Source organism: Pontimonas salivibrio, from assembly GCF_002950575.1.
Taxonomy (GTDB): Bacteria; Actinomycetota; Actinomycetes; order Actinomycetales; family Microbacteriaceae; genus Pontimonas; species Pontimonas salivibrio.
This window is the reverse complement of record NZ_CP026923.1, coordinates 640216-664860: the sequence shown is the minus strand read 5'-3', so window position 1 is coordinate 664860 and position 24645 is coordinate 640216. Positions and strand designations below refer to the sequence as shown.

Below are 24645 nucleotides of genomic sequence, written 5' to 3'. Positions count from 1 at the left end.
ATCCCGAAGTCGAAAACCCTCCAGCGGTTCAGTCCCCGTCCAATGGAACCGGCTGCAGCCGGGTCCCGTCACCCAGTAGGCCGACCATGCACTCTCGCTTTTCATTGAGGCAGCTCGAGACGATTTGCTCCATCGTGTCCTCATCCCAGCCATTCATCCAGTCCCCGTGGAAGGAATATCCGCCCTGCTTGGCATCAATCGGGTCGGTGATGAAGCGCCACTGAGTAGACGGACCGGTTTCTTCGGTCACCCGCACTCCGAAGTTGTAGGAGATTTCCGGTAGCGCAACGGGGTGGGACTCCGGGCAGTAACCCGTTCCCACATCGGGAGCGTCAGCCGGAATCGGATACGCCATATGGCTCTTGTGGTCCACAGAGGTGATGTTTTTCCCATCCCAACACTGGGGGAACACCAGGCGCATCTCGACAATGTCGCCCTCGGCGCACTCGGGGATATAGGGGACATGGTCCAGCGGGTCACCCGAGCTGAATTGAGGCTCTGGGGCTTCCCAACTGAAGCATCGAAACTTCGCAACCTCCACGTCTTGAGGCTGGCTGGAGGCCATGTCACCGGCGATGATGGTGAGCCCCTCTGGCATCGGCTCAATCTGCTCAGCGGGGACGTGGTAACCGGTCTTGTAGTAGAATAGTGGGTCGATAAACGGGATCCGCTCGCCACTAGGGCCAAACAACGCGGGAACCCAATAGCCCGACTTGTTGAGCGACACCCCATCACACGTGGTCGAGGGTGTCTCCTGGAGCGAAGTGGTAGTGGTGAACGCATCGGTGTCGGGGTTACCAAAAAAAACGTGCAAGTGGGACATTCCCGGGTCCCCCGGCCACACCAAAGGATCATCGGGGCCGATGTGTGATTCCAGGCAGTGGGTTCTAAAGGCACCACTTCCGTCTTCTCGAAAGCCGGCAGGCTCCAACGCCTGAACCACTTCATCCAGCGAACCCACCTCGGCTAACCAGTCGACCTCGTTAACCAGCTGATACGGGGAATCATCCGCGGTGTCGTCGGGCGACTCTCTTGAGTCTTGCGACACAGCGGGCGCCAAGGACTCCGTATCGCTTGGTTCAGCCGAACCGGCTGCACATGCCGGCAAACCCGCAATGAGCAGCACAAGTCCGCTGATAGTAAATCGCATCCCCTTTTACCTACTAGACAAAAATTACATCGGTGTGAACATCGAGGCGGCCTACCCGGCCTCGAATGTGGGGCTGTGGCTGGTATCGACTGCGCTCCGCAGGTTTCGGTCGACAGGAGAATTGGCGGACACCCCGGTGTCCGCGCACTGGCGGAGGACGCCACGGACGATCGGTTCGGACCTGAAGACCCCTCCTAGGCCTGGCATTGCGCTCCGACGATAAACCCTGACCATGCGGCGACCGGTGCCAACTTTCCACCGCGGAATCCCCCAGGGCCCACACCGATCACACCCGGCGCTATGGCCGCCATCTCAGGTCCGGTAGCCAAACGCCGGGAAGGGACCAGTGTGAGGGAAGTCGACAGCGTGGGCCATTGAGCGACGGAAGTTCACTCCGGCGAGAGCGACCGGGACTTAGGCACTGACTTTCGACCCAGGAGTGGGGCTGAACAGGCGGTATTTACCTGTCTTCGCGATACGCCAGGTCCACAGAACAATTACTGGGACCAAAACGACTGTTGGGCCGAGCCAGAGAGCAACTTGCTCGAGAGGATCGTCAACCAGGGGCGAGACCTGTTGGACAAGGACCGCAGTGATTGTGGCAATGGTTCCACCCAGCATCCGAGAAAGATGGACGCTCACCCGTTCAGCGTGTGCAGGCGTTCTCCTCGCCTTCACGACGTCTTCTAATCCAAACGAAAGCCCTAACCCTCCGAATGAGGCGAGTGCCCAACCGAGCGGCTCATCCGAGACCACCATGAAGACGCCGTACCCAATCATCACAACACCGAAGACAAGCATCAACCAGGCAGCAATGACGTCAATGCCTTCATCCACATGGAGCCTTCGGCCCCTTCGATAACCCGCGAAGGCCATGTAAAAAGAAAACAGCGCGATGAAGAACAAGAACGGATTGGGGCGAACAAAAGTGACCGGTATCGCGGTTATTCCCACACCCAGCATCGCCCAAAAAAACACGGTGCCGACCCTGCGATGAAAGGTCGCACCTTTTGCCACCCCAACGGCAACGAAGGCCGCCACCAAAGCCACTACCCCACTCAACACATGGATTATCAGCAACATCTCAATGATGAATTCCACAAGAAAAGGGTATTGCACGCCCATCTCAGGACCCGCCTCATGGCCTTCACCACCGAACACAGCTGTGTGCGATAACGGTGAAGGCGCATACCGTGAGGTAGTCCGCGCCTTAGCGATCCAACGTCTCACAAGTCCGAGCAGGGTCGAAAGTAGTTACTGGGACGCCTCACCCGCGAGCTGAGAAGCAAACCAACACAGAGCGAAGGCCTGCTCGAGTCGCCGACCAGCCTCCACAGCGAACTCGCTGTCTTCCTCGGTCAGTTCCACCCTTTCAGGATACGTGCGCGCACTGTGTTGCACTTCTCACTGCAATTCGGGCCCTAGAAAGCAGGCGTGTAAGGCTCAGGACTCTACACAGCGTCAAGACACAGTCGAGGTGACCTGCCGTTAGGCCCGCTCCGAGCGCCTTCTGCGAGCCAGTGAGAAGAACAGTATGAGTAGTAGCGCGAGCAACAACACGCCCACAACCCAAAACAACCAACTGCTTGCACCCTCTGAGGTCAAGACCACGGGTTGCTCGACCAGGACACCAAGGTTCGCGGCTTTCAACAACCCGTCATTACCGATACCTTGCACCTGCAAGGTGTGCTCACCCGGGGCAATCAACCGGGCATCGACCAAGAACTCGGAAGAGAATTCGCCGTTGTCATCCACGGTGACGGTCGCCATCAGAGTCGGCTCAGAAAACAACCACACGCTGGCGAGTGTCCCGGCCATGAATCCGCTGCCCGAGGTTGTCCCCACCGACGACTGGTCAAGGCGCACAAGGACTTGACCCTCGTCAGTTTCCACCACACCGTTGTCGCGGTCAGCGTTGACGTTGATCATCCAATCAGGGCCCTCGACAACCACATTTCCTGCCTCAGGAATACCGGTGACCGAGACTTCTTGTGGCAGGCCTCCCGAGGTTGCTAGCGATTGACCGGCACCCAGTGCCGGAAGTTCACCCACTTGACGGTTGGGTTCAGGAGCGGGTGCCCCTTGACCAATATTGATGGTCATGTCCACCACGGTTTGATTACCGTCCTCGTCGTAGCCCACCACTTGCAACACCTGGCGACCAACAGGCACCGGTTGCTGGAGCGCATCCGCCTGGAAACTCACAGTAGAGGCAAAGGTCCCGTCTGAGCGAACCGGAATACGCGCAATCTCACGAGAGTCGGAGCCCGTACCGGGTAACCACAACTGCACAAACGAGCCGGGGTAGGACCCCTTGCCCGACACCCCCGCAGGCTGTACTTCCGGCATGAAAAGCTCCAGCGAGTCCGAGAATGCTGCGGTCCGAATTTCCCCGCCGTTACGACGATCCAGACTCACGCCAAACTGGAAAGCGCCCGCAACCACGGACACCCCATCGGGCCCCAGAGGTATTTGGCGAAGACTGGTAGGGAGGCCTCCCACAGTGGCTCTAGAAGGAGCGTTCGGGTCAAAAACACTCCCCGGACGACGCACCGGTTGGCCGACGGGTTTCACACTCACCGAAACTGTCTCGGTATCGGGCGCTGTTCTCCCTCCGCTGGGTGGTGTGGTGGGGATGGTCGGTGGCACGAGTCCTGAGCTGGGCGTTTTCGAGCTGGAAGTTCCCGTCTGAGGCTCTTCCTCGGAGTCATCGCCACCAGGTGTTTGCGGTGATACCCCGTTTGACGTTGCGAAAGGAGAGGCTCCGCCAACGTTTCTGGCGACGACGCTGAAAGTGTACGCGGTGCCGTTGGTGAGGCTGGCGATTGTGCAGGTCGTACCTGACGTGACACACGTTTCACTCCCGGGCGAGGCCGTGACCGTGTAAGAGACGATTGGCGCGCCCGTGATAGGCGCTGACCAGGAGATGACCGCCTGCTGGTCTCCTCCGACTGCCGACACTGACCGAGGGGCGCTGGGAGCGTCTACTTCGCCGGGACCGCCCGGCGGTGGAGTCCTCGATTCGGTGACAAGGACTCCACTGGAGGGGTTACCAAAATCACCCATCATGTAGCGCTCGTTGACATGGTCACGAGTGAAATAGGTTGCGTTAGACATTATTGCCCCTGAGGCGTAGGGCCCAGAAATGGGACATAAGCCCCCGGACACTCCACTGGCAGCCCCACAAGCGTCTTCATCGGCAGTGAGAATCTTTGTCCCATCCCCATTGAACACGACATAGGACGGAGCGTTCGATTGGAGGGCCCACACTTTGTAGCCCCTAGAGTGATGCGATTGGTAAAGATACGTGCCGTCCGTAGCGATCCCATGGTCGTCGCACGGCCAGCCGTTAGTCCCGGAGGGCACAGTGGTGGCATTCCAACAGGTGGTCGAATCCGTTCCCTCAATTCGCGCATCATCATCTGCGAGAAGAATGTCCTCACTGTGGGTCAGCGTGGGTGGGTTTGACGGTGTATCGGAGTCGTAGACCACGTCATACAGGCGCAAGACTTTGCAGTAGAAGCCGACTGGGCACACCAAAGGCGATGTTCCATCTTTGCTCTGCGCAGAATCAAGGGCCTGTTTGTTTCGACTGACCGCCCCAATTCGACCGTCAGGAAAATCAATAATGTTTCCCGTGAGCCAAGTCTGGCCGTCAAAAAAGGGCTTCCCCGACGGAAGATCCACCTCAACCATGACCCCACTGGCGACTGAAATGGCGTACAGCTTTGATTCGGCGGTGCCGTCCTCACGAACCCAAATGTGTCCTGAGCTGTAGGCCAGATCCCGGTTCCCGGATGCGACAGAGGTAATGACCGTAAGCGCGTCATCTCCCGTCACAGTCAAATCATCCTGGTCGGTTCCATCGACCCCCACACGACTTACTACCGCGTTGGTCTGGTCACCAGTCACGTAGAAGAGAGAGATCCCATCGGTTGTGAGTCCTCGCATTCCCGCAGTCGACGGCATCTCTAACTGTTGTTCATCGCCCAGGTGAAACAAGCGAGCAGCTTCAGGAATACCCCATTGCGCGGAAAATGTGACATCCGCAGTGACGGTATAAGTGTCTCCCTCTTCATAGGTCGCACCAGCACCATCTGCCTGCCAGCCCTCAAAAGTAAAACCGAAACGTGCCAGGTCTCCTTTTCCAGGAAGGGTAAGTTCCGAGTTGGCAGCCGCAGAAACATCCGCCGGCACCGATCCGGTCACTACGCCACCTTGGTGCTGCGAGTTGTTGCCGTCAAACTCGACAGTGAACGTCCCGGAAGCAAAGGACTGTTGGGGGGAGTGCGCCAGGGGCACTCCGTGGCTCAGCATTGCGACCGCGAGCGCTAACAATCCGAGACCCCTTAAGCGGGACAGGGTTCTTGGGCTCGGCTTCGCCGCCTCACGTTTTTGCATGGCCTCATCTCGCATGGTTTCGTTGGGTACTGCTCGCGAAAAACCTCACTCCGAAAACGGAGGTCTAAAATCAAGCGAGCCATCCGCAGAAGCTTTTTCATCACCTTTTTCGGCGACAAACCCAAAAAGGGCATCTCTTACGGTACGGGTGGGGGCAGGCTTTATGCCCAAAAATTTCCCCAAAACAGTGAAAGTGTCACCCTAGGTGGACAACTTTGCTCGAACTTCCTGGATTCCGTGGGCTTACCACAGGCCAAAACCGGGAGAACTCTTCCTAGACGAGTGAGGAGGAAATCGAGAAATCCCCAGCCTGTCGTGCCTGCAAGGTGAATCAAAACCGTAGCGTGTAAGCCATAACCCGGTGACTTCGCAGTCGGCAGGCTGACTGCCGCCAAGGAGCATTTGGTCAGCCGGTAAAAATCCGGTCAATTACACTTCGAGAATCGTGACTTTTTCAGCCAACGCACGGGCCCGCAAGCCCCCCACCCTCCAGCCCCGCAGGCTGTCGGCGTTGACTCAGCTGTCCTTCTGGCTTGTAGTCGGCAGCGTGTTGGCACTGTCTTCTGCCGTCTTCGTGGCGGGTGTGAATCCGGTTCGACTCAGCGTGGTCGGCATCGGATTCCTATTAGCTGCCAGTTTCACGCTCTGGCTGTTCCGTCGAGGGTTTCCACACCCGACTCTCGGCGCAGGCAACCTGGTCACCTTGGCCCGAATGGCGCTCATCGTGAGCCTGCTAGCCGCAACATCCGGTGGCGCACGCCCGTGGCTGGTCGTGGCAGTGGCGAGTGTTGCACTCGCCCTTGATGGTGTGGACGGTTGGTTGGCGAGACGAGACGACCGGGTGTCGAGCTTTGGCGAGACTCTGGATACGGAAGTGGACTCGGCGTTTACGGTGATCCTCGCTGCGAGCGCTATGGTTGCCGGAACGATTGGCCCAGTGGTGTTGTTACTCGCCCTGCCCCGCTACCTCTTTGTAGGGGCTTCGTGGGTCTGGCCCTGGCTGAAGGGTTCTCTGCCGGAGAGCCTGGCCCGCAAAGTGATCTGTGTGGTTCAAGTCATAGCACTAATTGCCCTGCAGGTGCCTGGGCTTATTGGGGTTCTCACCACACCTTTGGTGTTAGTGGTCAGCGGAGCTCTGCTGTGGTCATTCGGTCGGGATGTGGTGTGGCTCTGGCGCCACAGGGCTTAACTGAAAGTCAGGCCTTAGTAGGTCAAGATGGGGTGATGGGAAGCTCTCGTCGCACTCGCCGCCGCTGGGTTCTTCTGGTCGTTCAGGTGGCTGTGGCGGTGGGTCTCCTGACGCTGGTGTGGCGTGTGGTTGACGGCGGTGAAGCCCTTCAGCTTCTGTCTCAGGCGAACCTCTTGTGGATCATCGCAGCCATCGCGGTGTTGAGCCTGCAGATTGTTCTCTCAGCACTTCGCTGGCAGATCACAGCCGGCCAGTTGGGCATCACCCTCAATCGCCGCTCGGCGATTAAGGAGTATTACCTCTCCCAGATCATCAACCAAACCCTTCCCGGTGGGGTGTTGGGCGATGCCGGCCGGGCGGTGCGGGTGAGAGCTCAGGCGGGTTTATGGGCCTCCGGACAGGCTGTTGTCTTAGAGCGCCTCGCCGGTCAGATCGGTCTGCTGATTGTGCTGACCGTTGCCTTTAGTGTGACGGTGACTGTGCCGGGTGGCGTGGTGTGGCCGGGGTGGCTTGCCGCGACAGTCACCATCCTGATTGTTGGTGGACTTGCAGCACCCTTTGTGCTTGGTGCTGTCGCGCGTCTTCTCCCTCCACGTGCCAGGCAATTGGTCAATGGGTTAATCGCTTCAGCGCGCCGCGCCCTGGCCGGCAAGGAAGTCCGGGTGTGGCAATTGGTCTTCAGTCTTGCGACAGCGCTGGCAAACATTGCCGGCGTGGTGTTTTGTGCCAGGGCACTCGGTGTTGATTTGCCCTTTGGTGTGGCAATGGCCATCGTGCCGCTGATCCTCTTCACCATGTTGGTTCCCATCACGGTGAGCGGGTGGGGGCTTCGTGAAGCCGCCGCCGCTGTACTGTTTCCCCTTGTTGGCCTGGGTGCCGCAGAAGGCCTGGCCACCAGTGTGGCCTTCGGGGTGGTCCTCATCGTGATTGCCCTTCCAGGGCTGTTGTTTCTGCGCTCCACAACCCACCAGGTCGCTCAATGAATCCGGCCACACCACCAGAAGTCGTGTTCGCCATCCCCGGGGATCTCGACACACCCACGGGTGGTTATGTCTACGACCGACGGGTCATACAAGAACTGCGAGACCTCGGTCTAACACTCACCCACATGAGACTGGGCTCTTCTTTTCCTCACCCCACCGAAGAAGACACACTCGATGCCGCCACACAGCTGGCGGCGATTGATCCTGAGCGGGTTCTAATGATTGACGGCTTGGCACTGGGTGCATTAGAGCCCGAACTACTCGCCCAGGTCCACGCGCCGATTGTGGCGCTGGTTCACCACCCACTGGCGCTCGAGGGCCACCTCGATTCCTTCCGCCGCGAAGAACTACACCGGATAGAGCGAGACAATTTAGCCCGCTGTGTGGCAGTGATTGTCACCAGCGATCAAACAGCCGAGATACTCACGAGCGATTACGGCGTCCCTGCACAAACCATCACCGTGGCCCGGCCCGGGACAGACCAGCCCGTGAACACGCATCGACCCACCAGCCCGCCGTTGATTGTCTCAGTGGGTAGTCAGTCCCGCCGAAAAGGTCACGATGTCCTCATTGAGGCACTTTCGCACATCGATCATCTGCCGTGGCAGGCAGTGATTGCTGGGTCAGTGCGCGACGAGGCTTACAGCACAGAGCTACACCGGATGGTTCATGATCTGGGTGTGGAAGATCGGGTGCGCCTAATCGGCGCAGTATCTCCCGAACAGCTGCAGCAGCTGTATTCACAGGCGAGTGTTTTTGCCCTGGCCACCCGATTCGAGGGTTACGGGATGGTCTTTGATGAAGCGATGACCTATGGCTTACCCATTGTGAGCTGTGACACCGGTGCTGTGCCAGACACTGTGGCTGAGGGTGCGGGGCTTTTGGTGCCAGTTGACGACCCGCACGCTTTTTCTCATGCACTGGGCAGTGTGCTCACCGACGAGAAAAAACGAGCGTCAATGGCCGCTTCGTCCCACGACGCCGGGCAGTTACTTCCCACCTGGTCGGACACGGCTGACATCATCGCCCGGGTGTTGGATGGGGCCAGGGCAGACAGAATGGAATCGTGACCCCCTCCAGCACACCCGCCACCGCCTTTACGAGCGAAGACGACCTGGCATTGGCCGAGTCAGTAGCCCGGGAGGCAGGAGGGATTTTGCTTCGCTATTGGAGCGATCGAACACGCCTCACCGTGTCGACAAAGCGCGCCGGAGATTTTGTGAGCGAAGCCGATCTGGCCTCTGAACACCATCTGAAGGCAGCGCTTCTGGGTGCCAGGCCAACGGATGCTTGGCTCGGGGAAGAAGGCGGAGGCATGCGAGCGGGAGATGATGCACCCACCGGCAGGCGGTGGATTGTTGACCCTCTCGATGGGACAACCAATTTTCTTCGCGGGATTCCCCACTGGGCCGTATCCGTCGCATTAGAAATCGATGGCCACCTGCAACTGGGGGTTGTTCACGACCCGGTAAAAGATGACACCTTTGTTGCCGCGTTGGGTCACGGAGCCAGGCTTAATGGGGTCGCCCTCAGACATGCAGATACCTCGGTGTTTGACCACGCACTGCTGGGGACCGGTATTCCTTTTGGTCAGATGGCTCACATTGATGACCATGCAGCGGATATCAGCAGGGTTCTCCCCCACTGTGCGGGGGCGCGGCGGATGGGAGCCGCCGCACTCGATCTGGCGTATGTCGCTGCCGGTCGACTCGATGGTTTTTGGGAGCGCATCCTTCAACCCTGGGACATTGCCGCGGGGCTTGTGATTATGCGCGAAGCCGGAGTGCGGGTCGAAGGGTGGGAAACCCATGAACGCCCGGAAGAAACGGGGTCGGTCATTGCTGCCACACCGGCGCTCTTTGACACCTTCGCCGGTCTACTGCGAGACAACACCACCGACTAAACCTCGTGCAGCCTCGCAAAGAGATCACCGGAGTCACTCTCGGGCGACAAGGAGCGAAGCCAACCCTTCGTCGCTGTCGCATCCCACCACTCATCCCATAGGAACTGCCCCGTCTCGCCCACGACCGGGTTAAACCGATAGTTACCCAACTCCATCAGTCGATCGACCAGCACGAGACTGATTTGGGGAAAGCCCGGTAGAAACTCGACAGAAATCATGTCCACCGCACCACTCAGGCCCGCAAGAACTTCTTCCTCGAAACCCTCCACGTCGATTTTGATGTAGCGGGGTGTGCCGTGTTGGGCAATGACACTATCCAGGGTGACCACTGAGACTTCCTGGCTTTCATTCCAGCTGACTTGCTCAAAACCGGCCACACTTGCCGCACCGGAGACAAAATCGGTTCGCAGTGACGACACGGTTGGGTGGCGAGAAGACACTGCCAACTGACCCGTGGTGACACTGGAGCCCGCTGCCGCTTCGATGAACACGATGTCTTTCGGCAGTGTCGCCCGGAGGAAACCCGCAAAAGGCCGCTGTGGTTCGAGGGCGATGACTTTCGCCCCCAGCGAGCGCATGGCACGAGCCCTGGTGCCCGCATGGGCACCCACATCAATCACCACGTCGCCTGGCGCAAGGAGGGTTCGATAAAACCTTCGCCACGCCCGCAGGATGAGGGGGTTTAGGTACACCACCACAGACCGGGCAAAGCCCCACCAGCGCGCAAGGCGCTGACTGTTGGTCTGATTCCCCACGTTGGTTAGCCTAGGAGGGTGGGCTTGAGGGGAAGTGAACGGGCGCAGTTCGCCAGGCGAGCTGGCGAACCTGCACACCCCCACTACGTGGCCTCCACCTGTCGGCTCTGCGAACACCGGGCGCTTTGACGATGACGACGAGCGCGCTGTGGTGTGTGGGCCCGACGCAGGCTGAGTTACGAGACGGCGCCCTTGGCGAAGGGGTGTTGGTCAACACCCTCTATTCGGGCATCAGTCGGGGAACAGAACGCCTCGTGTTTCGAGGCGATATTCCCGCCAGTGAATTCCAGCGCATGCGCGGGCCCGCCCAGGAGGGTGATTTCCCCTTCCCCGTGAAATACGGCTACTGCGCTGTGGGAACGGTGGTCGAAGGGGAACTGGCCGGACAGACAGTGTTTGCCCTCCACCCCCACCAAACGTCGTTTCGCCTACCCCAGCACATGCTGACACCCCTGCCAGAAGGGGTCCCCGCACAACGCGCCGTCTTGACAGCCAATATGGAAACGGCGCTGAACATCCTGTGGGATAGCACTGCCGGGGCCGGTGATCGCATCGCGGTTGTCGGAGCCGGAGTAGTGGGTGCGCTGGTGGGTTACCTGGCCGCACAACTGCCAGGTTCCGCAGTGACCCTGGTCGACACCAATCAGGATCGCGCGTCTCTGGCCGCAACACTGGGGTGCGAGTTTGCGACCCCGGATCAGGCGCTGCAACCGTGTGATGTGGTTGTTCACACTTCGGCGAGTGCCGCGGGCTTGCACACCGCTTTGGCACTGGCCGGCCAAGAAGCCACCGTGGTGGAAGCAAGTTGGCATGGTAACGCCATGGTCGAGGTTCCTCTCGGTGAAGCTTTTCACAGCAAGCGCCTGAAGTTGGTGAGCTCGCAGGTAGGACAGCTGCCCGCGCTTCGCACACCCAGGTGGGATCACGCCAGGCGTTTAGCAACAGCCTTAGAGCTGTTGCGAGACCCGGTACTGGATGTGTTGATTACCGGCGAGACGGCGTTGTCCCAATTGCCAGGCGAGTACGGCACTATTTTGAACGACCCCGCCACCCTGTGCCACCGAGTGGTCTACCCCACGTCCTGAGGAGTGCCAAGTGTTTGCGTTGGAAGTTCGAGACCACATCATGATTGGCCACTCGCTACCCTCCCCTGTGTTTGGTCCCGCTCAAGGACTACACGGGGCAACCTTCACGGTTGATGCCGCTTTTTTCACCGAAGACATCGATCAGCACGGCCTTGTGGTCGACATTGGTCTTGCCTCCCAAGCACTCTCTGAAGTGTTAGAGCCTCTGCGTTATAAGAACCTCGATGACGTTCCGGGGTTTGAGGGCAAGTTCACGACCACCGAGTTCTTGTGCAAACACATTTTTGACGGCCTTGCCGAGCGCATCCGCACAGGCCAGCTCGGTGACGGCGGTCGTGTGCAACGCCTGAAAATCATGCTCCACGAAAGCCACATTGCGCGCGCGTGGTTCGAAAGCGAACTGTAGGGGTGGGTTTTTCAACCGATTGGTTAACCCTTCGCGAGCCCGCGGACCGGGAAGCTAGGGATCACACCCTGCTTCAGCGGGCTGTGGAACTGGCTGGAGTCGACCCCATACTGATGGATTTGGGGTGTGGCACGGGGTCCACTGTGCGAACCCTGGAACCCGCGCTTCCGGAGGGCGCCACTTGGCGCCTGGTCGATAATGACCCGGTACTCCTCGAACGGGCGCTGGAAGCGGCGGGTAACACATCAAGAGGGCACCTTGTCGATATCGACCAGCTCGATTCACTCCCCTGGGAGGGTGTCACATTGGTGACCGCCTCCGCGCTACTCGACCTGGTCACCGAGGACTGGCTTGTTCGCCTCTCAGAGGTGCTGACGGTCCCCTTCTACGCAGCACTGTCCTACAACGGCCAGATGCACTGGGATCCCGTTGACCCCCGCGATCAGGCAGTAACCGAGGCGTTTAATCGACACCAACGCCAAAACAAAGGGCTAGGTCCTGCATTGGGCCCGACATCAGTAGAAAAAACGATCGAAGTCTTCGAAGCCGCCGGTTTCACGGTCCTCCACGGTGACAGCCCCTGGCAACTGGGCCCCGAATTCACCGAACTCCAGCAAGCACTCGTGGCGGGAATTGCCCAGGCTGCCAGTGAGGCGGCTGGCGAACCGGACGAAACGACCGCCAAAGCGTGGGGTGAGACTCGCGTCGCGCAGGCCGCACAGACCCGGTGTGTCATCGGCCACGGTGACCTCCTCATCATCCCCCGCTCGCTGTCAAGCACGGTGGTGTCCTGATGGAGCAGGTGGACGTGAGCGCGCGGGTGTGGCAACACCTTTTAGCGGTGCGCGACGGCAAGGGACATCTGAGTGGTGGCGACTGGAGCCCTGGCGAGCAGCGTGCCGTTGATCTCTATGGCCCGCTGGCCCAAAGGGATGTGGGCCCACGTGTCTTCGGACAAATTGGTCAATCGTTGGACGGTCGCATTGCCACGGAGTCTGACGATGCGCGAGATATTTCGGGGCCCGATGGCCTCGCCCACCTCCACCGCATGCGGGCACTGGTTGATGGGGTGATTGTGGGGGTCAAAACGGCTCTGCACGATCAGCCACGCCTGACTGTGCGTCTGTGTGAAGGTCCCAATCCAGCACGCATTGTGATTGACCCGCACGGTCGACTACCCAACGATGCACCGATATTTCGCGCGGACGGCGCCCGCAGACTGGTGATTCAAGCCCTCGAGCAGGACCGACCCGAGGGTGTTGAGGTCATCACGCTCAAGGCCACGGAAGGTCGGCTCGACCCCGATGAAATGCTCGCTGCCCTGAACAAAGCAGGGCTTACCACCCTGTTGATCGAAGGGGGTGGCTTCACAATCTCCCGGTTTATCGACGCCGGTTTGTTGGCACGTTTACACATCGCCATCGCCCCGGTCCTGATTGGTGCCGGCCAACAGGGAATCACCATGCCCTACCCCCCGGACACGCTCGCCGAGGCGCTTCGACCCGCCACCACAGCTTTTTCATTGGGTTCAGACGTTGTCTTTGACTGTGAGCTACCTGGCGACCGGGAGCAGGCGGTAACACCCGCTTCCCTTTAGGTCCACACCGAGAGTCAGTCGGTGGTCCACGCGCGCACAGTGCTGACGGGTCGCTCGCGCCCTCCCGCGCAGTCACCGCCTGGTGGAAAAATGAGATGTCGCACGAGTGCGTCTGCGCCCGTCAACTCGCGTGCCACACTATGCCTATGGGCAGGGTCAGCTTCTACGGGGTAACGACGACGGGAATCTTCTGCCGGTGTGGATGCCCCTCCAGGACACCCACACCCGAACACGTGGTGTTCTTCGGGCACGTGAACGACGCGATAGAACGAGGCTTCCGATCATGCAAGAGGTGCCGACCCGACCAGGAGGTCTCACCCCATGAAGCGTTTGGCGCCTTCGTGGTCACTCAGGTGGTTGCTCTCGCCCAGGCCACACCTCAGAGTCGCATTGAAGACATCGCCCGGGGCCTTGCTCTCTCGAAGCGACAGCTCGAGCGCATCATCAAAGCGGTGACAGGCTTATCCCCCCGGCAGTACATCCATTCAGCCCTCCAGGCCACACAATGACCACAGACCTGCGTTGGTTACCCGGCTTTATCGCCTTAGGGGTGGTGTGGGGTTCATCATTTTTATTCATCGACCTCGCACTGGAAAGCTTCAGCGCCGCAGGAATCGTTTTTCTCCGCGGTCTCTTAGGTGCACTGAGCTTGGTGGTGATCCTTGTGGCCAGACGAGATCGCCTCCCAGGTCTCGGACCACACTGGTTTCACATCGCAGTTGTGGCGCTCTTACTGAACGCGTTACCGGGTTTTCTTTTTGCCCTCGGCCAACAGTGGGTACCAAGTTCTTTAGCGGGAATCGTCAACGCAACCACCCCATTAATGACCGTCCTCGTGGTGGTGATCGCGTTTCGAGAACAAAAGCCCACCGCCAACCAAGTGTTGGGTATTGCTGTGGGGCTAGCAGGAATTGTTTTGGTCACCAACGTTCTGCAACGCATTGAGGGCCTCACCGTCCTCGGCGTAGGGGTACTTCTCATCGCCACACTTTCCTACGGAATCGCGATGCCTTACGCCAAGCGCCACGTCGCCTCCTTGCCTTACAGCCCATACGCCTTGGCGACCGCCCAAGTCGGGGTCTCTGCCGTTCTCACCCTGCCGGGCGCGCTCTTCTTTGGCCTGAGCACCGACACCATCACCCAACCCGCACTGTGGGGAATGCTGGCACTGGGGGTGCTGGGCACAGGGATGGCCTATGTCTGGAACTATCGAAACATTGAACTGGCCGGAAGCGTGATTGCCTCCAGCGTGACCTACATCACCCCAGTAATTGCCGTCATCCTCGGGGTGGCCTTCCTGCGGGAGTCATTGACTCTCGGTCAACTACTCGGAGGTGTCCTCGTCGTCGTCTCGGCACTCCTGGTTCAGGGGCGCTGGAAACCACTGCGCTCCCAGCTCCGGCGGCAGCAAACCCCCTGATTTGTGAAATTAACGGGGGCGCCGGCTGGAGCCCCAACTTGCAATAGCGTGGACGACGATACCGATGACAACGCCCCAAATAAGATCGACGGCGACAACGACCACGGCGGTGGTCAGGTAGCTGAGACGACTGGGCCAGGTGGTTCGAAGGTTCTCCACAATGCTGGCCGGGTTCGCGATGCGCCAGGAAGCGCCCAGGAGGACGCCGGCGAGAACAGCAGTGGGGATGTGAGCGACAATTGCGCCTAGCGCAACCACAAACACCCACAACACCACGGCGTGAAAGACCGTTGCCATCCGGGTCCTCGCGCCCGCGTTCACGTTCACTGCTGTTCGCGCAATGGCACCAGTTGCGGGCATTCCTCCGACGAACGACGATGCCATCGTGGCAAAACCTTGGCCGATGAGTTCCCGGTTCGGTCGATAGGCCTCCACCAGTTCCACATCGCGGCGTTTCACCATGGCATCGGCAACGCGTGCCGACAAGAGAGATTCCAGCGCCCCGAGGAGGGCAACGACGAACGCGGCATACACAATGGTGCCCCAGGGCAGGTCAGGCCACTGCAGGTTGAGCGTAAAAAGTTGCGCTGCCGGCAAAGCCCCAATCGTGGAGACAGGCGCGGCGATTAGCCATGCCAACACCGAAAGGACCACAACCGCAACACCACTCGGCGGAAAATGGTGCAACCCAGTCCAGCGTCTGCGGAGGGCCGACCAGCCGATTTTGATGCTCAGGGTGGCCCCAACAAGACCGAGAGGCCAAAAATGCAGTGGCGTCTGCCCGACGTTCTCGAGTGTCCCCCACGCGACTTGGAAGGTTTCTGTACCCTCTCCTCGAGGAACCTCGAATATCAGCGGAAGCTGTTGCAGGGCGATCACCACGGCAATGCCGAGCGTGAAACCTTCCATCACAGGCCAGGGAATGCTTTCCACATACTTGCCCAGACGCAGGATGCCAAAACCGATAATGAGGGCTCCAGCAATGACACCGACTCCGAGCAAGCCCGACATTCCGACCTCGGCAATGATGGGAAAAAGCACCACCACCATTGCGCCTGTCGGTCCGCTCACCTGGTAGCGAGAACCTCCAAGAAGGCCGGCGACAATGCCGGCAACGATCGCAGTGACCATCCCACTGGCGGCCCCTGCTCCTGAGGTCACCCCGAAACCTAACGCGAGGGGCAGGGCAACAATCGCGACGATTAAGCCCGCGGGCACATCAAACTTCAGGGAACCCAAAAAATGTTGAACCACGTGCACCCCACAGAAAGAACCCTCAGCGCGCCATTGCTGTGCACTCTACTCCGGCGAGGACCAGCCTCCGCACACCCCATTCATATCTGAGAAAGCGGGGCAGAATCGACCAGGTGGGGATTCACACTCTGTGTGGAGTGAGCACGTCGAGGCCGAATTGTGTGGCCTCGCGCATGAGCACCTGATCAGTGGTGGCGAGGGTGGCACCCAGCCTGAGTGATTCGTGAAGTACCACCGCATCGGACATCCTTAAACCGCTTTCGACCCGAAGGGTGGCAAGTCCCGCCACATCACTCTGATCAATGGGTCGAACCTGGATGCGTAGTCCTGAGAGGCGTTGCTGAAACTCCGGGGCTTTACCGGCTTTCGTGGGGTGGACCATGACCTCGGCGTAGGTGAGGGCTGGCATCGATAGTTCGTGGCTCAGCGTGTGCAGAAACATACCCATCGCCCATTGGTGGTGGGCGTCGCTTTCACTGCTGAGGGCGATGAGAGCACCAGCATCGAGAACAACTATGCCGGCCATTCATCCCTCAACTGCTCGCGCCAACCAGGCGGCCACACACCGGTCATACTCCCGGCAAGACTCTGGATTGCGAGCTGACGACTCGCCACGCGTCCTTGGCCTTCCTTTTCCACTTCGTCGATGCCCCGCTCCAGAATGCGACGAAGCAACAGACCTTTCTCGCCCGCGATGTCAGGCCACACCTCTGCGGCGACCTCGAGGGCCGAAGAGAGGCGATCGGTCTCCGTGATCATGTGCCGGGGACGGGTTGTGGGCATGGTCAAAGTGTAACACTTATATTTTAGTGCAACACATTGTGGGCGACCCGTGCTCGATGACCGATCAGGCTGCCCGACGAGATGGGCCTGTGTCCCTCAGAGTCCTTTTGGGTCGGCTACGGCGGGCAAATCCAACAGCGGTGGCCTAAAGGCATCCCGCTGGGTCGCAATTCCCGCAATCACCACCAGTGCGATACCCAGCGCATCAAAAAGTTGGGGGATCTGAAACAACACCACCAGGCCGATTGCGGTCGCAATCGCCGGTTCCACTGCCATCAGCGTGCCAAAGGCACGCTTATTCATGCGCTTCAGCGCAAGCATTTCCAGCGCAAACGGAAACACTGGGGTGAGTACGGCCAAGAGCACCCCCAGCGCCAACACCTCGAGGGTGATGTTGCCCCACGCCTGCGGGAGACCGACGGTGGTGGCGGTGAGGGCCGCCACCGGGGTGGCAAGCGCAAGGCCTTGGATGCCGCTGAATTGGTCCCCCACCTGCTGAGTGAACACAATGTAGAGCGCCCAGCCCAAGGCGGCCACCAAGGCAAACCCGACACCCACCATATCGACGGTGCCCGTCCACGGCCTGGTCAACGACACCACACCCACAAGCGCTACTGCCGGCCAGAGTGCTGCCCTGGCATTTTTGCCCGACAGCGCGGCAACGGTCAGTGGGCCCAGGAACTCAATGGCGACTGTGGTGCCCAGTGGAATGCGATCCAACGCGGAGAGGAACGCCGAGGTCATCACCCCGGTAGCGACCCCAAGACCCAGCAGTCCAGGAAGGCTTTTCCGGGTGATTACCCGCCACGAGGGGCGAACGAGCGCAATGAGAATCAGCGCGCCGAGGACCAGTCGAAGCCATGCCGTGCCGGCAGGCCCCACGGCAGGAAACAGGGAGATCGATAGTGCGGAGCCCATTTGGATGCTGAGCATCGCCACGACGGCGAGACTCCAGGCGGGCAGTTTCTCCGCGAACTGTTCGCCCCTCACAGAGCGAGCCCACTGTGTATGGACCTGCGTTGAATGTCTTCTGCTCCAAAACGCGCCAACCAGAAGGTGAGGTCGTCGGCGACCCGGTTCCTTTGCTGCTCGGACAGCGGGTCAAGAGTGTCAATGATGAATAGAGCATTGGTGGTGTCGTCAGTCAGTTGGGTGCGACGGCACTGGCGCCAGTTCCACCGCCGACAGGTCACGCCTTGGTCGTCTCGCCACACCACTTCCCCCACGCTGGGGTGTTCGACCACGTCTTCTCCGCCTGAGACTGTGTCAAACGATTCGTCACCGACTGCGCGGGTGAGGCGCGGTGGCCCCACGTAGGCGTCGACATTTTCTCCGCCAAGGGGTGTCTGGTGAAGGACCGACAGGGCGTTATACATGTCAGTTAACCCGTTGATGCGCGGTAGACCGTTTGGTGCACGCTTCATCAGCGCTTCAGCGCTATTTCGATAATCGGAGGGCTTCGACCCGAAGGCCCTAAATGCTTCCCGCCAGGACGCAATGTGTTCACGCTCGGCCACAGGGGTAGTCGCCAGTAACTGCCTGGCGTAATCCTCAGCTTGTTGAACTAGTTCGGAGACGTCAGATTGGTCAGCGTGTGCGTTGATCCCGGTAGCCACAATGATGTCCGCGCGGTAGTCAGGTCGAAGTTCGAACACTTCGTCAGATACGTGGGCGCCAGAAAGAAAAGACTCACTATCCATGAGGGAACACGCTTTCACTGAGACCTAAGAGACCGAGTTCATCGACCAGCCTTGAGACTAGTGCCCCAACAGCTCAGTCACGTGCTCCCCCGGTTGCTTGATCAGAATCTGGGGGTGCGCTTGCCAGGCCAGCGCGCTAAGTTTGTCTACGGTCAACGTCGCCCCCACTCGAACAGGCGGTGACCCCTTTGACGAAAGGTCACCGTGACTCAGACACCGTGGATGTCCCACTACCCCTCGTTCGTTGAACCCGAGCTTGCTGCACTGCCCGCAGCACACCTACCGGAAATGGTGCGCACCGCATCGTCTCAATACGCCGACACGATTGCGTTCACGCAGTGCATGCCTAATGGAATGAACGGGTCGCTGACGTTCAAGGAGGTTGACGAGCTGTCCGATCAGTTCGCGATCTACCTTCGAGAAACCGTGGGGGTGACAGCAGGCGAAAGGGTTGCCCTGCAAATGCCCAACTGCTTGAGCTACCCGGTCGCGGCCTTTGGAGTGTTAAAAGCCGGCTGTGTCTTGGTCAACACCAACCCGCTCTACACACCCTCTGAGATGATTCACCAGTTCTCCGACTCAGGAGCGACCGTGTTGGTGGTGATTGACATGTTTGCCGATCGCCTCGATGCGGTGTTACCGCAGACGAACATCCACACTGTGGTGACCACCAAAATCGGGGAGTTCTTCCCCCCGGTGATTGCTGGAGTAATCCGTTTGGTGCAAAAAGTGTGGAATCGCTCATTACCGGCCATTACTGTCGAGCACACCCCTTTTAGGGATGCCCTGAAGGCTGGAAAATCAGCAGCCCCCTCCGCGCAGGTGGGCAGCTACCTAGATGGTGTCACAGCAGATTCTGTCGCCGCCCTGCAATACACCGGCGGGACAACCGGTGTGGCAAAAGGGGCCATGCTCACTCAGACCAACCTCATCGCGAACACCATGCAGACCATTTCGATGGCGGGGTCTTTCCTGCGGCCCGGCAAAGAGACGGTCATGACGGCCCTCCCGCTGTACCACGTCTTTGCTTTCACCTTGAATTTGTTGTCGTTTTATCACCTCGGTGCCAGAAATATTCTCATTCCCACCCCCAGGCCACCGAGCAACCTCAAACGGGCGTTCGAAAACTACACGGTGACCTGGCTGACCGGTGTCAACACCCTTTTCCAGGCACTACTCAAAGAGCGCTGGTTCCAAGACAGCCCGCCGGCGTCTCTTCGAGCCTCAGCAGCGGGCGGGATGGCCCTGCACACGTCTGTGGCGAAACAGTGGCGAGAGATGGTGGGTACACCGATTGTGGAGGGCTACGGTCTGACCGAATCATCGCCAGTGTTGACCTTCAACCCTCTCGATGGCACCGCCCGTGACGGAACGATTGGTATCCCGGTGCCGTCCACCCTGGTGCGCTGTGTCGACGACGAAGGACACGACGTTCCCGTCGGGCAGGCCGGGGAGCTTTTTGCCAAAGGTCCACAGATCATGGCCGGTTATTGGAATAAACCAGAAGAAACTGCTGCAGCCATCACCGATGGGTGGTTACACACCGGCGATGTAGCCGAAATGGATGCGGACGGGTTTTTCACCGTCGTGGATCGCAAAAAGGACGTCATTTTGGTCAGTGGCTTCAACGTCTATCCCAACGAGGTGGAAGACCAGATCGCTGCGGTGCCTGGAGTGTTAGAAGTGGGCGTCATTGGCCTTCCGGATGAAAAGTCCGGTGAACGCGTTGAAGCGTTCGTGGTGGCCTCACATCCACCACCCTCCAGTGAGGCCATTCGTGCCTACTGCCGCACCCACCTTGCCGCTTATAAGGTGCCCCAGCGGGTCACCATCATTGATGAACTGCCAAAGAGCCCGATCGGCAAAATTTTGCGACGACAGTTGCGCTCCACCGCAACCGGTGAGATTGCCACCCAGTCGGGAAGTACTGACGAGAAGGGCTCTGCCAAATGAACAACATGATGGTGCTCGCGCAGGCCGGAATTTCCGAGCAAGACGTCGTCACCCCTTTTGAGCAAAACCTGTTGGTGATCCTGGTCTTCATCATCATGTTCGGTTTGGGGGCAGGACTCACTCCGAAAGATTTCCGGTTGGCGTTTCGCCGCCCGTGGGGCTTAATCATCGGTTGGTTTACCCAGTTCGGCCTGATGCCGCTCATCACTTTTGGGCTAATTACGCTGTTTTTGTTCCAACTGCCCATGGAATACGCAGCCCCCGTTGCCCTCGGAGCACTGCTGATGGGGAGTGTCCCCGCGGGAACCACGTCGAACATTTTCACCTACTTCTCAAAAGGCAACCTGGCACTGAGCGTGATGATGACCACCCACTCCACGCTGTGGGCGATCCTGATGACACCGCTCGTGCTCACCCTCTACGGCAGGCTGCTCTTTGCCGATCAAACTGATTTCGCAATACCCCTGTTCAACATTGTGATCACGCTGGTGTTGTTGCTGGTGCCGGTTGTCGCCGGAATGTTCATTCGGAAAAAAAGCGCCAACGTGGGGGCAGTCTTGGAGCTACTCGGTGGCTTTGTGGGCATGTTCTTCATCGTGTTTTTGGTCGCCACCTGGGTTCCCCGCAACTGGGGCCTACTCTCAAGCACACCGTGGCAAACCTTCACTGTCGCCATTGTGATGGGGCTACTGGGCATCTTTGTCGCCTACGGACTCGCCCGAGCCCTCCGGTTGCATCCGATGAACGCAAGGACCATTGGAATGGAAACGGGTATTCAAAATGGCCCATTAGGAATTGCCATTGTGTTGCTGAGCTTTTCGGGAAATCCCGACATTGGGCTGATCTTGATCATTCCTGCCCTCTATTCGCTCTTCATTGTCATTGTCGCCACCGTGGTCACACTGTTCTTCCGGCGCGCAAACCTGGCTGAAGAACAAAAGATTCCCAACCTGCTCTAGACCCTGCCTCGCCCCGGATAGCGGCCACAGGTCGCACTTGGACACCGGGACTACCCTGGGCTCCATGGGCATCACACGTAGCAAAGCCACAACACGTCTCGCCGCCGCGGTGAGCGCGGCGGCGCTCGTCATCGGCCTGAGTGGCTGTGGGATGATTCCGATACTGCCGATGGCCGATGATCGGCCGGCAACCCCACAGGAGGATGTACCGAGTACGGAAACCTCAGAGGATGCGTTCGCGGTGAGTGATCTGATGTTTGCCGCGATGATGATTCCCCACCACCAGCAAGCCGTCGATATGTCCCGCTCTGCTCTGGAAATTTCTGACTCACCAGAGATACGCGACCTCGCCACCAGAATTCGAGACGGCCAACTCCCCGAAATCGACCAAATGCAGGGCTGGCTGGACGACAGCGGATTCGATGGTGACGATTTTCCCGACGACATGATGGGGCCTATGGGCCAACCCGGCATGGACTCCTTGGAGGGTATGCCCGGTATGGAATCCATGGGAGGGATGGCTACTGAGGAAGAAATTGCGGCCCTCAACGCCTTGGCTTCCCCAGAGTTCGACCAAGAATTCCTCCGCCTCATGATCGACCACCACGAAGGTGCACTGGTCATGATTCGAATGATCAACAACTCGGCAGTCGACGAAGTGCGCCAACTCGCGGAAGATATTGACCGGGTTCAACGCGCCGAAATAGCCGAAATGGAAGACCTACAGGAAAGGCTTGCCAGTGAATAAGGCGCTATGGGCTACTATTTCGAGCCTCTTACTCCTCACTGGCTGTGCAACGGACGCCGAGCACACCACCGACCTCGGCTCAACAGGACACGTCCACAACGTCGCCACCAACGGCAGCGAAATGTGGGCGGGGACTCACGAAGGTCTCTACCAGTGGGAAGACGATTCGGCATCGTGGCGTCGCCTGGGTCCCTCATTTGATGTGATGGGCCTGAGCTATCACGACGGAACGTTTTGGGCCAGTGGGCACCCAGGGTCAGAACTCGACTCGCCAGACCCCATTGGGCTAATTCGCTCGGGTGATGGTGCAACAACGTGGGAGGCGCACGCGCTCTCCGGCGAAGTCGATTTTCACATGTTGGATGTCAGCGAGAGTTCCATGGTGGGTGTGGCGGCCAACTACGGGGCAATCGTGAGAAGTGTTGACGGCGGTGCCAACTGGGAGACCTTTGACGTGCCCCCGCTCACCGATTTTGCGCTGAACCCCCAAAACCCCCAACAACTGCTCATCGCAACAGGCGAAGGGTTATTACTCTCTGACGACTTGGGCGAGAGCTTCACCGAACTTGACGTGCCAGCGGGTATCACCACGGTGGACTGGTCAGACACAGCAGTCGTCATCGGTTCGACATCCGAGGTGTTTACCAGCCCAAGCCCAACGGGTCCTTTCACGGTTCTTGACCACACCTTTAGCGACATCGGTGCGATTGCTGCCTCCGGAGACGTGATTGTGGTCCTCGACGCCGGAGAGGTCGTTTTCTCCGTCGACCAAGGTCAGCAGTTCCTGGCGAATTAAACACTAAACCGGTAGAGGTCAGCACCACACCGGTGAACGGGGCGCCTGCCGGCTGATACTTCCCCAGCGTTTCATCAGCTCCGTGCCAAACACTGGAAGGCGTCCACACAGTGTGTGTGGCGACACGGAGGTGAACACCAGCACAGTGGATGACACTGTTTGGCTCGATGTTGGCCTCGTTGCCTTTTTCATTCTGCTCGGAGGGCTATTCGCCGCCGCGGAATTGGCGCTCGTTTCTCTTCGCGAATCCCAACTCGATGCCCTAGAAAAACGCAGCCGCCGCGGGGTGGCCGTGGCGAAATTGGCGCGTGACCCGAACACCTTCCTTGCCGCCGTGCAAATCGGTGTCACGGTCTCGGGATTTTTCTCGGCCGCCTTTGGCGCGACCGCACTAGCACCGGTGTTAGAGGAGCCACTTCGGGCAATCGGAATCAACCCGGTCGCGGCTGGCGTCGTGGCGGTAATCGCCATGACACTCCTCGTCGCCTACGCCTCTCTCGTATTTGGTGAGCTGGCCCCGAAACGCCTCGCTCTACAAAAAGCTGAAGGGTTCGCTCTCACCATTGCGCCACTCATTGCGTGGATCGCCGTCGCCTTCACGCCACTGATTTGGCTGGTCGGCAAATCGAGTGACGCCGTAGTGAAACTGCTCGGTGGCGATCCGAACAAACGCGGCGAGGTACTCTCCGGCGAAGAACTGAAATCCATTGTGGAAAGCCATGAAAGTTTGGGAGATGAACAGCGCGAAATTCTCTCTGACGTGTTGGAGGCTGCCGAACAGGCCCTCATATCGGTAATGCAACCCCGCGGTGAAGTTCACTGCCTGGTCAGCACCATGGCCATCACCGAGGCGAGAGAGTTAATCCAAAGCCTCCCCTACTCGCGCTACCCCGTGATCACTAAAAGTCTTGACGACTGTGAATCGTTTGTTCATGTGCGCGATGTGATGTGGGCGTCCAAAAACCATCACACGGTCGCCGATGTCGCCCGATCGATACCTATTCTTCCCAGCAGCATGAAAGTGTTTCCCGCGATGAGCGAACTGCGTCGCGAGGGTAAACATATTGCCCTCGTTGTTGACGAATACGGAGGCGCGGACGGTCTGGTGACCCTAGAAGACCTCGTCGAAGAACTGATCGGCGAGGTCTACGACGAGCACGACCCCGCAGACCGCCGCGGCCGTGAGGACACACTGACGCGTCGGGGGCACTTCCGCGGGGAGACCAGCATCCGCCGGTTTGAAGAGCTCACCGGTGTGGTCATACCCCCCGGCCCCTACACCACCGTTGCCGGCTTTATGCTCTCCGAGTTGGGATACATTCCCGAGCCGGGCGCGGCTGTGAACATCCCCGAGGCCACCCTGATTGTCCACTCCATGGACTCACGGCGTATTGCGCTGGTCAGCCTGGACGCCGCGGCGGCGCGACCCAACGAGCAAGAACCCCAGTGACTGCGCCCCTCTGATTGCTCGCCCTCCAGGTCCGCAGTGAGGTCACGAACGGTGTCACGACTCGAGCAGAACGGCTAAGCCTTAACCGTCTCGCGCCCCAGCGCCTTTTCCCG

24 protein-coding genes and 1 pseudogene are annotated in these 24645 nt (G+C 59.2%); 16 read left to right on the top strand and 9 right to left on the bottom strand.

All coding sequences use genetic code 11. The features are described 5' to 3' along the window. Window positions 1-28 precede the first annotated feature (28 nt). The 3 genes from C3B54_RS03485 to C3B54_RS03475 form a co-directional block, all read right to left on the bottom strand. Window positions 29-1150, bottom strand: a complete 1122-nt coding sequence (locus tag C3B54_RS03485) for a DUF1996 domain-containing protein (protein ID WP_104913261.1) — start codon at window positions 1148-1150, stop codon at window positions 29-31. A gap of 414 nt (window positions 1151-1564) precedes the next feature. Further along, a complete protein-coding gene (locus tag C3B54_RS03480) occupies window positions 1565-2251 on the bottom strand; it encodes a hypothetical protein (RefSeq protein WP_158665499.1) in 687 nt (228 codons plus the stop codon). Between the two features lie 387 nt (window positions 2252-2638). Further along, on the bottom strand, window positions 2639-5566 hold the full coding sequence (locus C3B54_RS03475; protein ID WP_104913259.1) for a fibronectin type III domain-containing protein: 2928 nt from the start codon (window positions 5564-5566) through the stop codon (window positions 2639-2641). Between the two features lie 430 nt (window positions 5567-5996). On the opposite strand from C3B54_RS03475, the gene C3B54_RS03470 reads away from it, so the two are divergent. The 4 genes from C3B54_RS03470 to C3B54_RS03455 are packed head-to-tail and all read left to right on the top strand — an operon-like array spanning window position 5997 to window position 9626. Then, a complete protein-coding gene (locus C3B54_RS03470; RefSeq protein ID WP_104913258.1) occupies window positions 5997-6740 on the top strand; it encodes a CDP-alcohol phosphatidyltransferase family protein in 744 nt (247 codons plus the stop codon). 35 nt (window positions 6741-6775) lie between these two features. Beyond that, complete coding sequence (locus C3B54_RS03465; protein ID WP_104913257.1) at window positions 6776-7723, top strand: lysylphosphatidylglycerol synthase transmembrane domain-containing protein; 948 nt, start codon at window positions 6776-6778, stop codon at window positions 7721-7723. After that, on the top strand, window positions 7720-8793 hold the full coding sequence (locus C3B54_RS03460; protein WP_104913256.1) for a glycosyltransferase family 4 protein: 1074 nt from the start codon (window positions 7720-7722) through the stop codon (window positions 8791-8793). Before C3B54_RS03465 ends, C3B54_RS03460 begins: the two co-directional genes overlap by 4 nt. Beyond that, window positions 8790-9626: an inositol monophosphatase family protein gene (locus tag C3B54_RS03455; RefSeq protein WP_211286334.1), complete on the top strand. Its 837-nt coding sequence runs from the start codon at window positions 8790-8792 to the stop codon at window positions 9624-9626. Before C3B54_RS03460 ends, C3B54_RS03455 begins: the two co-directional genes overlap by 4 nt. On the opposite strand, the gene C3B54_RS03450 is transcribed toward C3B54_RS03455, so the two are convergent. Then, complete coding sequence (locus tag C3B54_RS03450) at window positions 9623-10381, bottom strand: FkbM family methyltransferase (RefSeq protein ID WP_104914245.1); 759 nt, start codon at window positions 10379-10381, stop codon at window positions 9623-9625. The two genes, C3B54_RS03455 and C3B54_RS03450, sit on opposite strands and share 4 nt — an antisense overlap. 131 nt (window positions 10382-10512) lie before the next feature. Here C3B54_RS03450 and C3B54_RS03445 point away from each other — a divergent pair, with 131 nt between their 5' ends. The 7 genes and pseudogenes from C3B54_RS03445 to C3B54_RS03420 all read left to right on the top strand — a co-directional run bounded on the left by C3B54_RS03445 (window position 10513) and on the right by C3B54_RS03420 (window position 14889). Then, window positions 10513-11466, top strand: a complete 954-nt coding sequence (locus tag C3B54_RS03445; protein WP_104913255.1) for a zinc-dependent alcohol dehydrogenase — start codon at window positions 10513-10515, stop codon at window positions 11464-11466. Between the two features lie 10 nt (window positions 11467-11476). Beyond that, window positions 11477-11872 (top strand): 6-pyruvoyl trahydropterin synthase family protein, encoded by a 396-nt coding sequence (locus C3B54_RS03440; RefSeq protein WP_104913254.1) that lies wholly within the window; start codon window positions 11477-11479, stop codon window positions 11870-11872. A gap of 2 nt (window positions 11873-11874) precedes the next feature. Continuing rightward, window positions 11875-12666 carry a class I SAM-dependent methyltransferase gene (locus C3B54_RS03435; protein ID WP_104913253.1) on the top strand — a complete coding sequence of 264 codons (792 nt, stop codon included), beginning with the start codon at window positions 11875-11877 and terminating at the stop codon, window positions 12664-12666. Window positions 12667-12680: 14 nt separating this feature from the next. After that, window positions 12681-13469 (top strand): RibD family protein, encoded by a 789-nt coding sequence (locus C3B54_RS03430; RefSeq protein ID WP_211286328.1) that lies wholly within the window; start codon window positions 12681-12683, stop codon window positions 13467-13469. A gap of 95 nt (window positions 13470-13564) precedes the next feature. Further along, window positions 13565-13762 (top strand): annotated as a pseudogene (locus C3B54_RS08920) (Ada metal-binding domain-containing protein); the annotation flags it as partial. A 48-nt stretch (window positions 13763-13810) separates the two neighbouring features. Beyond that, complete coding sequence (locus C3B54_RS08915; protein ID WP_245868034.1) at window positions 13811-13978, top strand: AraC family transcriptional regulator; 168 nt, start codon at window positions 13811-13813, stop codon at window positions 13976-13978. Then, window positions 13975-14889 carry a DMT family transporter gene (locus tag C3B54_RS03420; protein WP_104913250.1) on the top strand — a complete coding sequence of 305 codons (915 nt, stop codon included), beginning with the start codon at window positions 13975-13977 and terminating at the stop codon, window positions 14887-14889. The genes C3B54_RS08915 and C3B54_RS03420 overlap by 4 nt, the downstream gene beginning before the upstream one ends. A 9-nt stretch (window positions 14890-14898) precedes the next feature. Here C3B54_RS03420 and C3B54_RS03415 read toward each other — a convergent pair whose 3' ends face one another. From C3B54_RS03415 to C3B54_RS03395, 5 genes are all read right to left on the bottom strand, one after another. Then, complete coding sequence (locus C3B54_RS03415) at window positions 14899-16143, bottom strand: SulP family inorganic anion transporter (RefSeq protein ID WP_158665497.1); 1245 nt, start codon at window positions 16141-16143, stop codon at window positions 14899-14901. Between the two features lie 121 nt (window positions 16144-16264). Further along, entirely contained in the window at window positions 16265-16669 is a 405-nt protein-coding gene (locus tag C3B54_RS03410) for a type II toxin-antitoxin system VapC family toxin (protein WP_104913248.1), read from the bottom strand. Beyond that, window positions 16657-16926, bottom strand: coding sequence for a hypothetical protein (locus C3B54_RS03405; RefSeq protein ID WP_104913247.1), 270 nt, complete (start codon window positions 16924-16926; stop codon window positions 16657-16659). The genes C3B54_RS03410 and C3B54_RS03405 overlap by 13 nt, the downstream gene beginning before the upstream one ends. 96 nt (window positions 16927-17022) lie before the next feature. Continuing rightward, window positions 17023-17916: an EamA family transporter gene (locus tag C3B54_RS03400; RefSeq protein ID WP_245867993.1), complete on the bottom strand. Its 894-nt coding sequence runs from the start codon at window positions 17914-17916 to the stop codon at window positions 17023-17025. Then, window positions 17913-18626 (bottom strand): B3/B4 domain-containing protein, encoded by a 714-nt coding sequence (locus C3B54_RS03395; protein WP_104913246.1) that lies wholly within the window; start codon window positions 18624-18626, stop codon window positions 17913-17915. The genes C3B54_RS03400 and C3B54_RS03395 overlap by 4 nt, the downstream gene beginning before the upstream one ends. A gap of 222 nt (window positions 18627-18848) precedes the next feature. Between C3B54_RS03395 and C3B54_RS03390 the strand changes: the two genes are divergently transcribed. The 5 genes from C3B54_RS03390 (at window position 18849) to C3B54_RS03370 (ending at window position 24532) form a co-directional block, all read left to right on the top strand. Beyond that, window positions 18849-20579, top strand: coding sequence for an AMP-binding protein (locus tag C3B54_RS03390; RefSeq protein WP_211286326.1), 1731 nt, complete (start codon window positions 18849-18851; stop codon window positions 20577-20579). Continuing rightward, window positions 20576-21538 carry a bile acid:sodium symporter family protein gene (locus C3B54_RS03385; RefSeq protein ID WP_211286324.1) on the top strand — a complete coding sequence of 321 codons (963 nt, stop codon included), beginning with the start codon at window positions 20576-20578 and terminating at the stop codon, window positions 21536-21538. Before C3B54_RS03390 ends, C3B54_RS03385 begins: the two co-directional genes overlap by 4 nt. 64 nt (window positions 21539-21602) lie before the next feature. Then, on the top strand, window positions 21603-22286 hold the full coding sequence (locus C3B54_RS03380) for a DUF305 domain-containing protein (protein WP_104913245.1): 684 nt from the start codon (window positions 21603-21605) through the stop codon (window positions 22284-22286). Continuing rightward, the gene (locus tag C3B54_RS03375; RefSeq protein WP_104913244.1) at window positions 22279-23082 is read left to right on the top strand and encodes a WD40/YVTN/BNR-like repeat-containing protein; all 804 of its coding nucleotides are present in this window, start codon (window positions 22279-22281) and stop codon (window positions 23080-23082) included. Before C3B54_RS03380 ends, C3B54_RS03375 begins: the two co-directional genes overlap by 8 nt. 145 nt (window positions 23083-23227) lie before the next feature. Further along, a complete protein-coding gene (locus C3B54_RS03370) occupies window positions 23228-24532 on the top strand; it encodes a hemolysin family protein (protein WP_104914241.1) in 1305 nt (434 codons plus the stop codon). Window positions 24533-24645: the final 113 nt, after the last annotated feature.

What these genes read in the sequence shown, in the direction of transcription:
- C3B54_RS03485 (WP_104913261.1), bottom strand. Translation starts at nt 1,150, where the DNA reads ATGCGATTTACTATCAGCGGACTTGTGCTGCTCATTGCGGGTTTGCCG.
- C3B54_RS03475 (WP_104913259.1), bottom strand. Translation starts at nt 5,566, where the DNA reads ATGCGAGATGAGGCCATGCAAAAACGTGAGGCGGCGAAGCCGAGCCCA.
- C3B54_RS03465 (WP_104913257.1), top strand. Translation starts at nt 6,776, where the DNA reads ATGGGAAGCTCTCGTCGCACTCGCCGCCGCTGGGTTCTTCTGGTCGTT.
- C3B54_RS03460 (WP_104913256.1), top strand. Translation starts at nt 7,720, where the DNA reads ATGAATCCGGCCACACCACCAGAAGTCGTGTTCGCCATCCCCGGGGAT.
- C3B54_RS03445 (WP_104913255.1), top strand. Translation starts at nt 10,513, where the DNA reads ATGACGACGAGCGCGCTGTGGTGTGTGGGCCCGACGCAGGCTGAGTTA.
- C3B54_RS03420 (WP_104913250.1), top strand. Translation starts at nt 13,975, where the DNA reads ATGACCACAGACCTGCGTTGGTTACCCGGCTTTATCGCCTTAGGGGTG.
- C3B54_RS03410 (WP_104913248.1), bottom strand. Translation starts at nt 16,669, where the DNA reads ATGGCCGGCATAGTTGTTCTCGATGCTGGTGCTCTCATCGCCCTCAGC.
- C3B54_RS03405 (WP_104913247.1), bottom strand. Translation starts at nt 16,926, where the DNA reads ATGCCCACAACCCGTCCCCGGCACATGATCACGGAGACCGATCGCCTC.
- C3B54_RS03395 (WP_104913246.1), bottom strand. Translation starts at nt 18,626, where the DNA reads ATGGATAGTGAGTCTTTTCTTTCTGGCGCCCACGTATCTGACGAAGTG.
- C3B54_RS03390 (WP_211286326.1), top strand. Translation starts at nt 18,849, where the DNA reads ATGTCCCACTACCCCTCGTTCGTTGAACCCGAGCTTGCTGCACTGCCC.
- C3B54_RS03385 (WP_211286324.1), top strand. Translation starts at nt 20,576, where the DNA reads ATGAACAACATGATGGTGCTCGCGCAGGCCGGAATTTCCGAGCAAGAC.
- C3B54_RS03380 (WP_104913245.1), top strand. Translation starts at nt 21,603, where the DNA reads ATGGGCATCACACGTAGCAAAGCCACAACACGTCTCGCCGCCGCGGTG.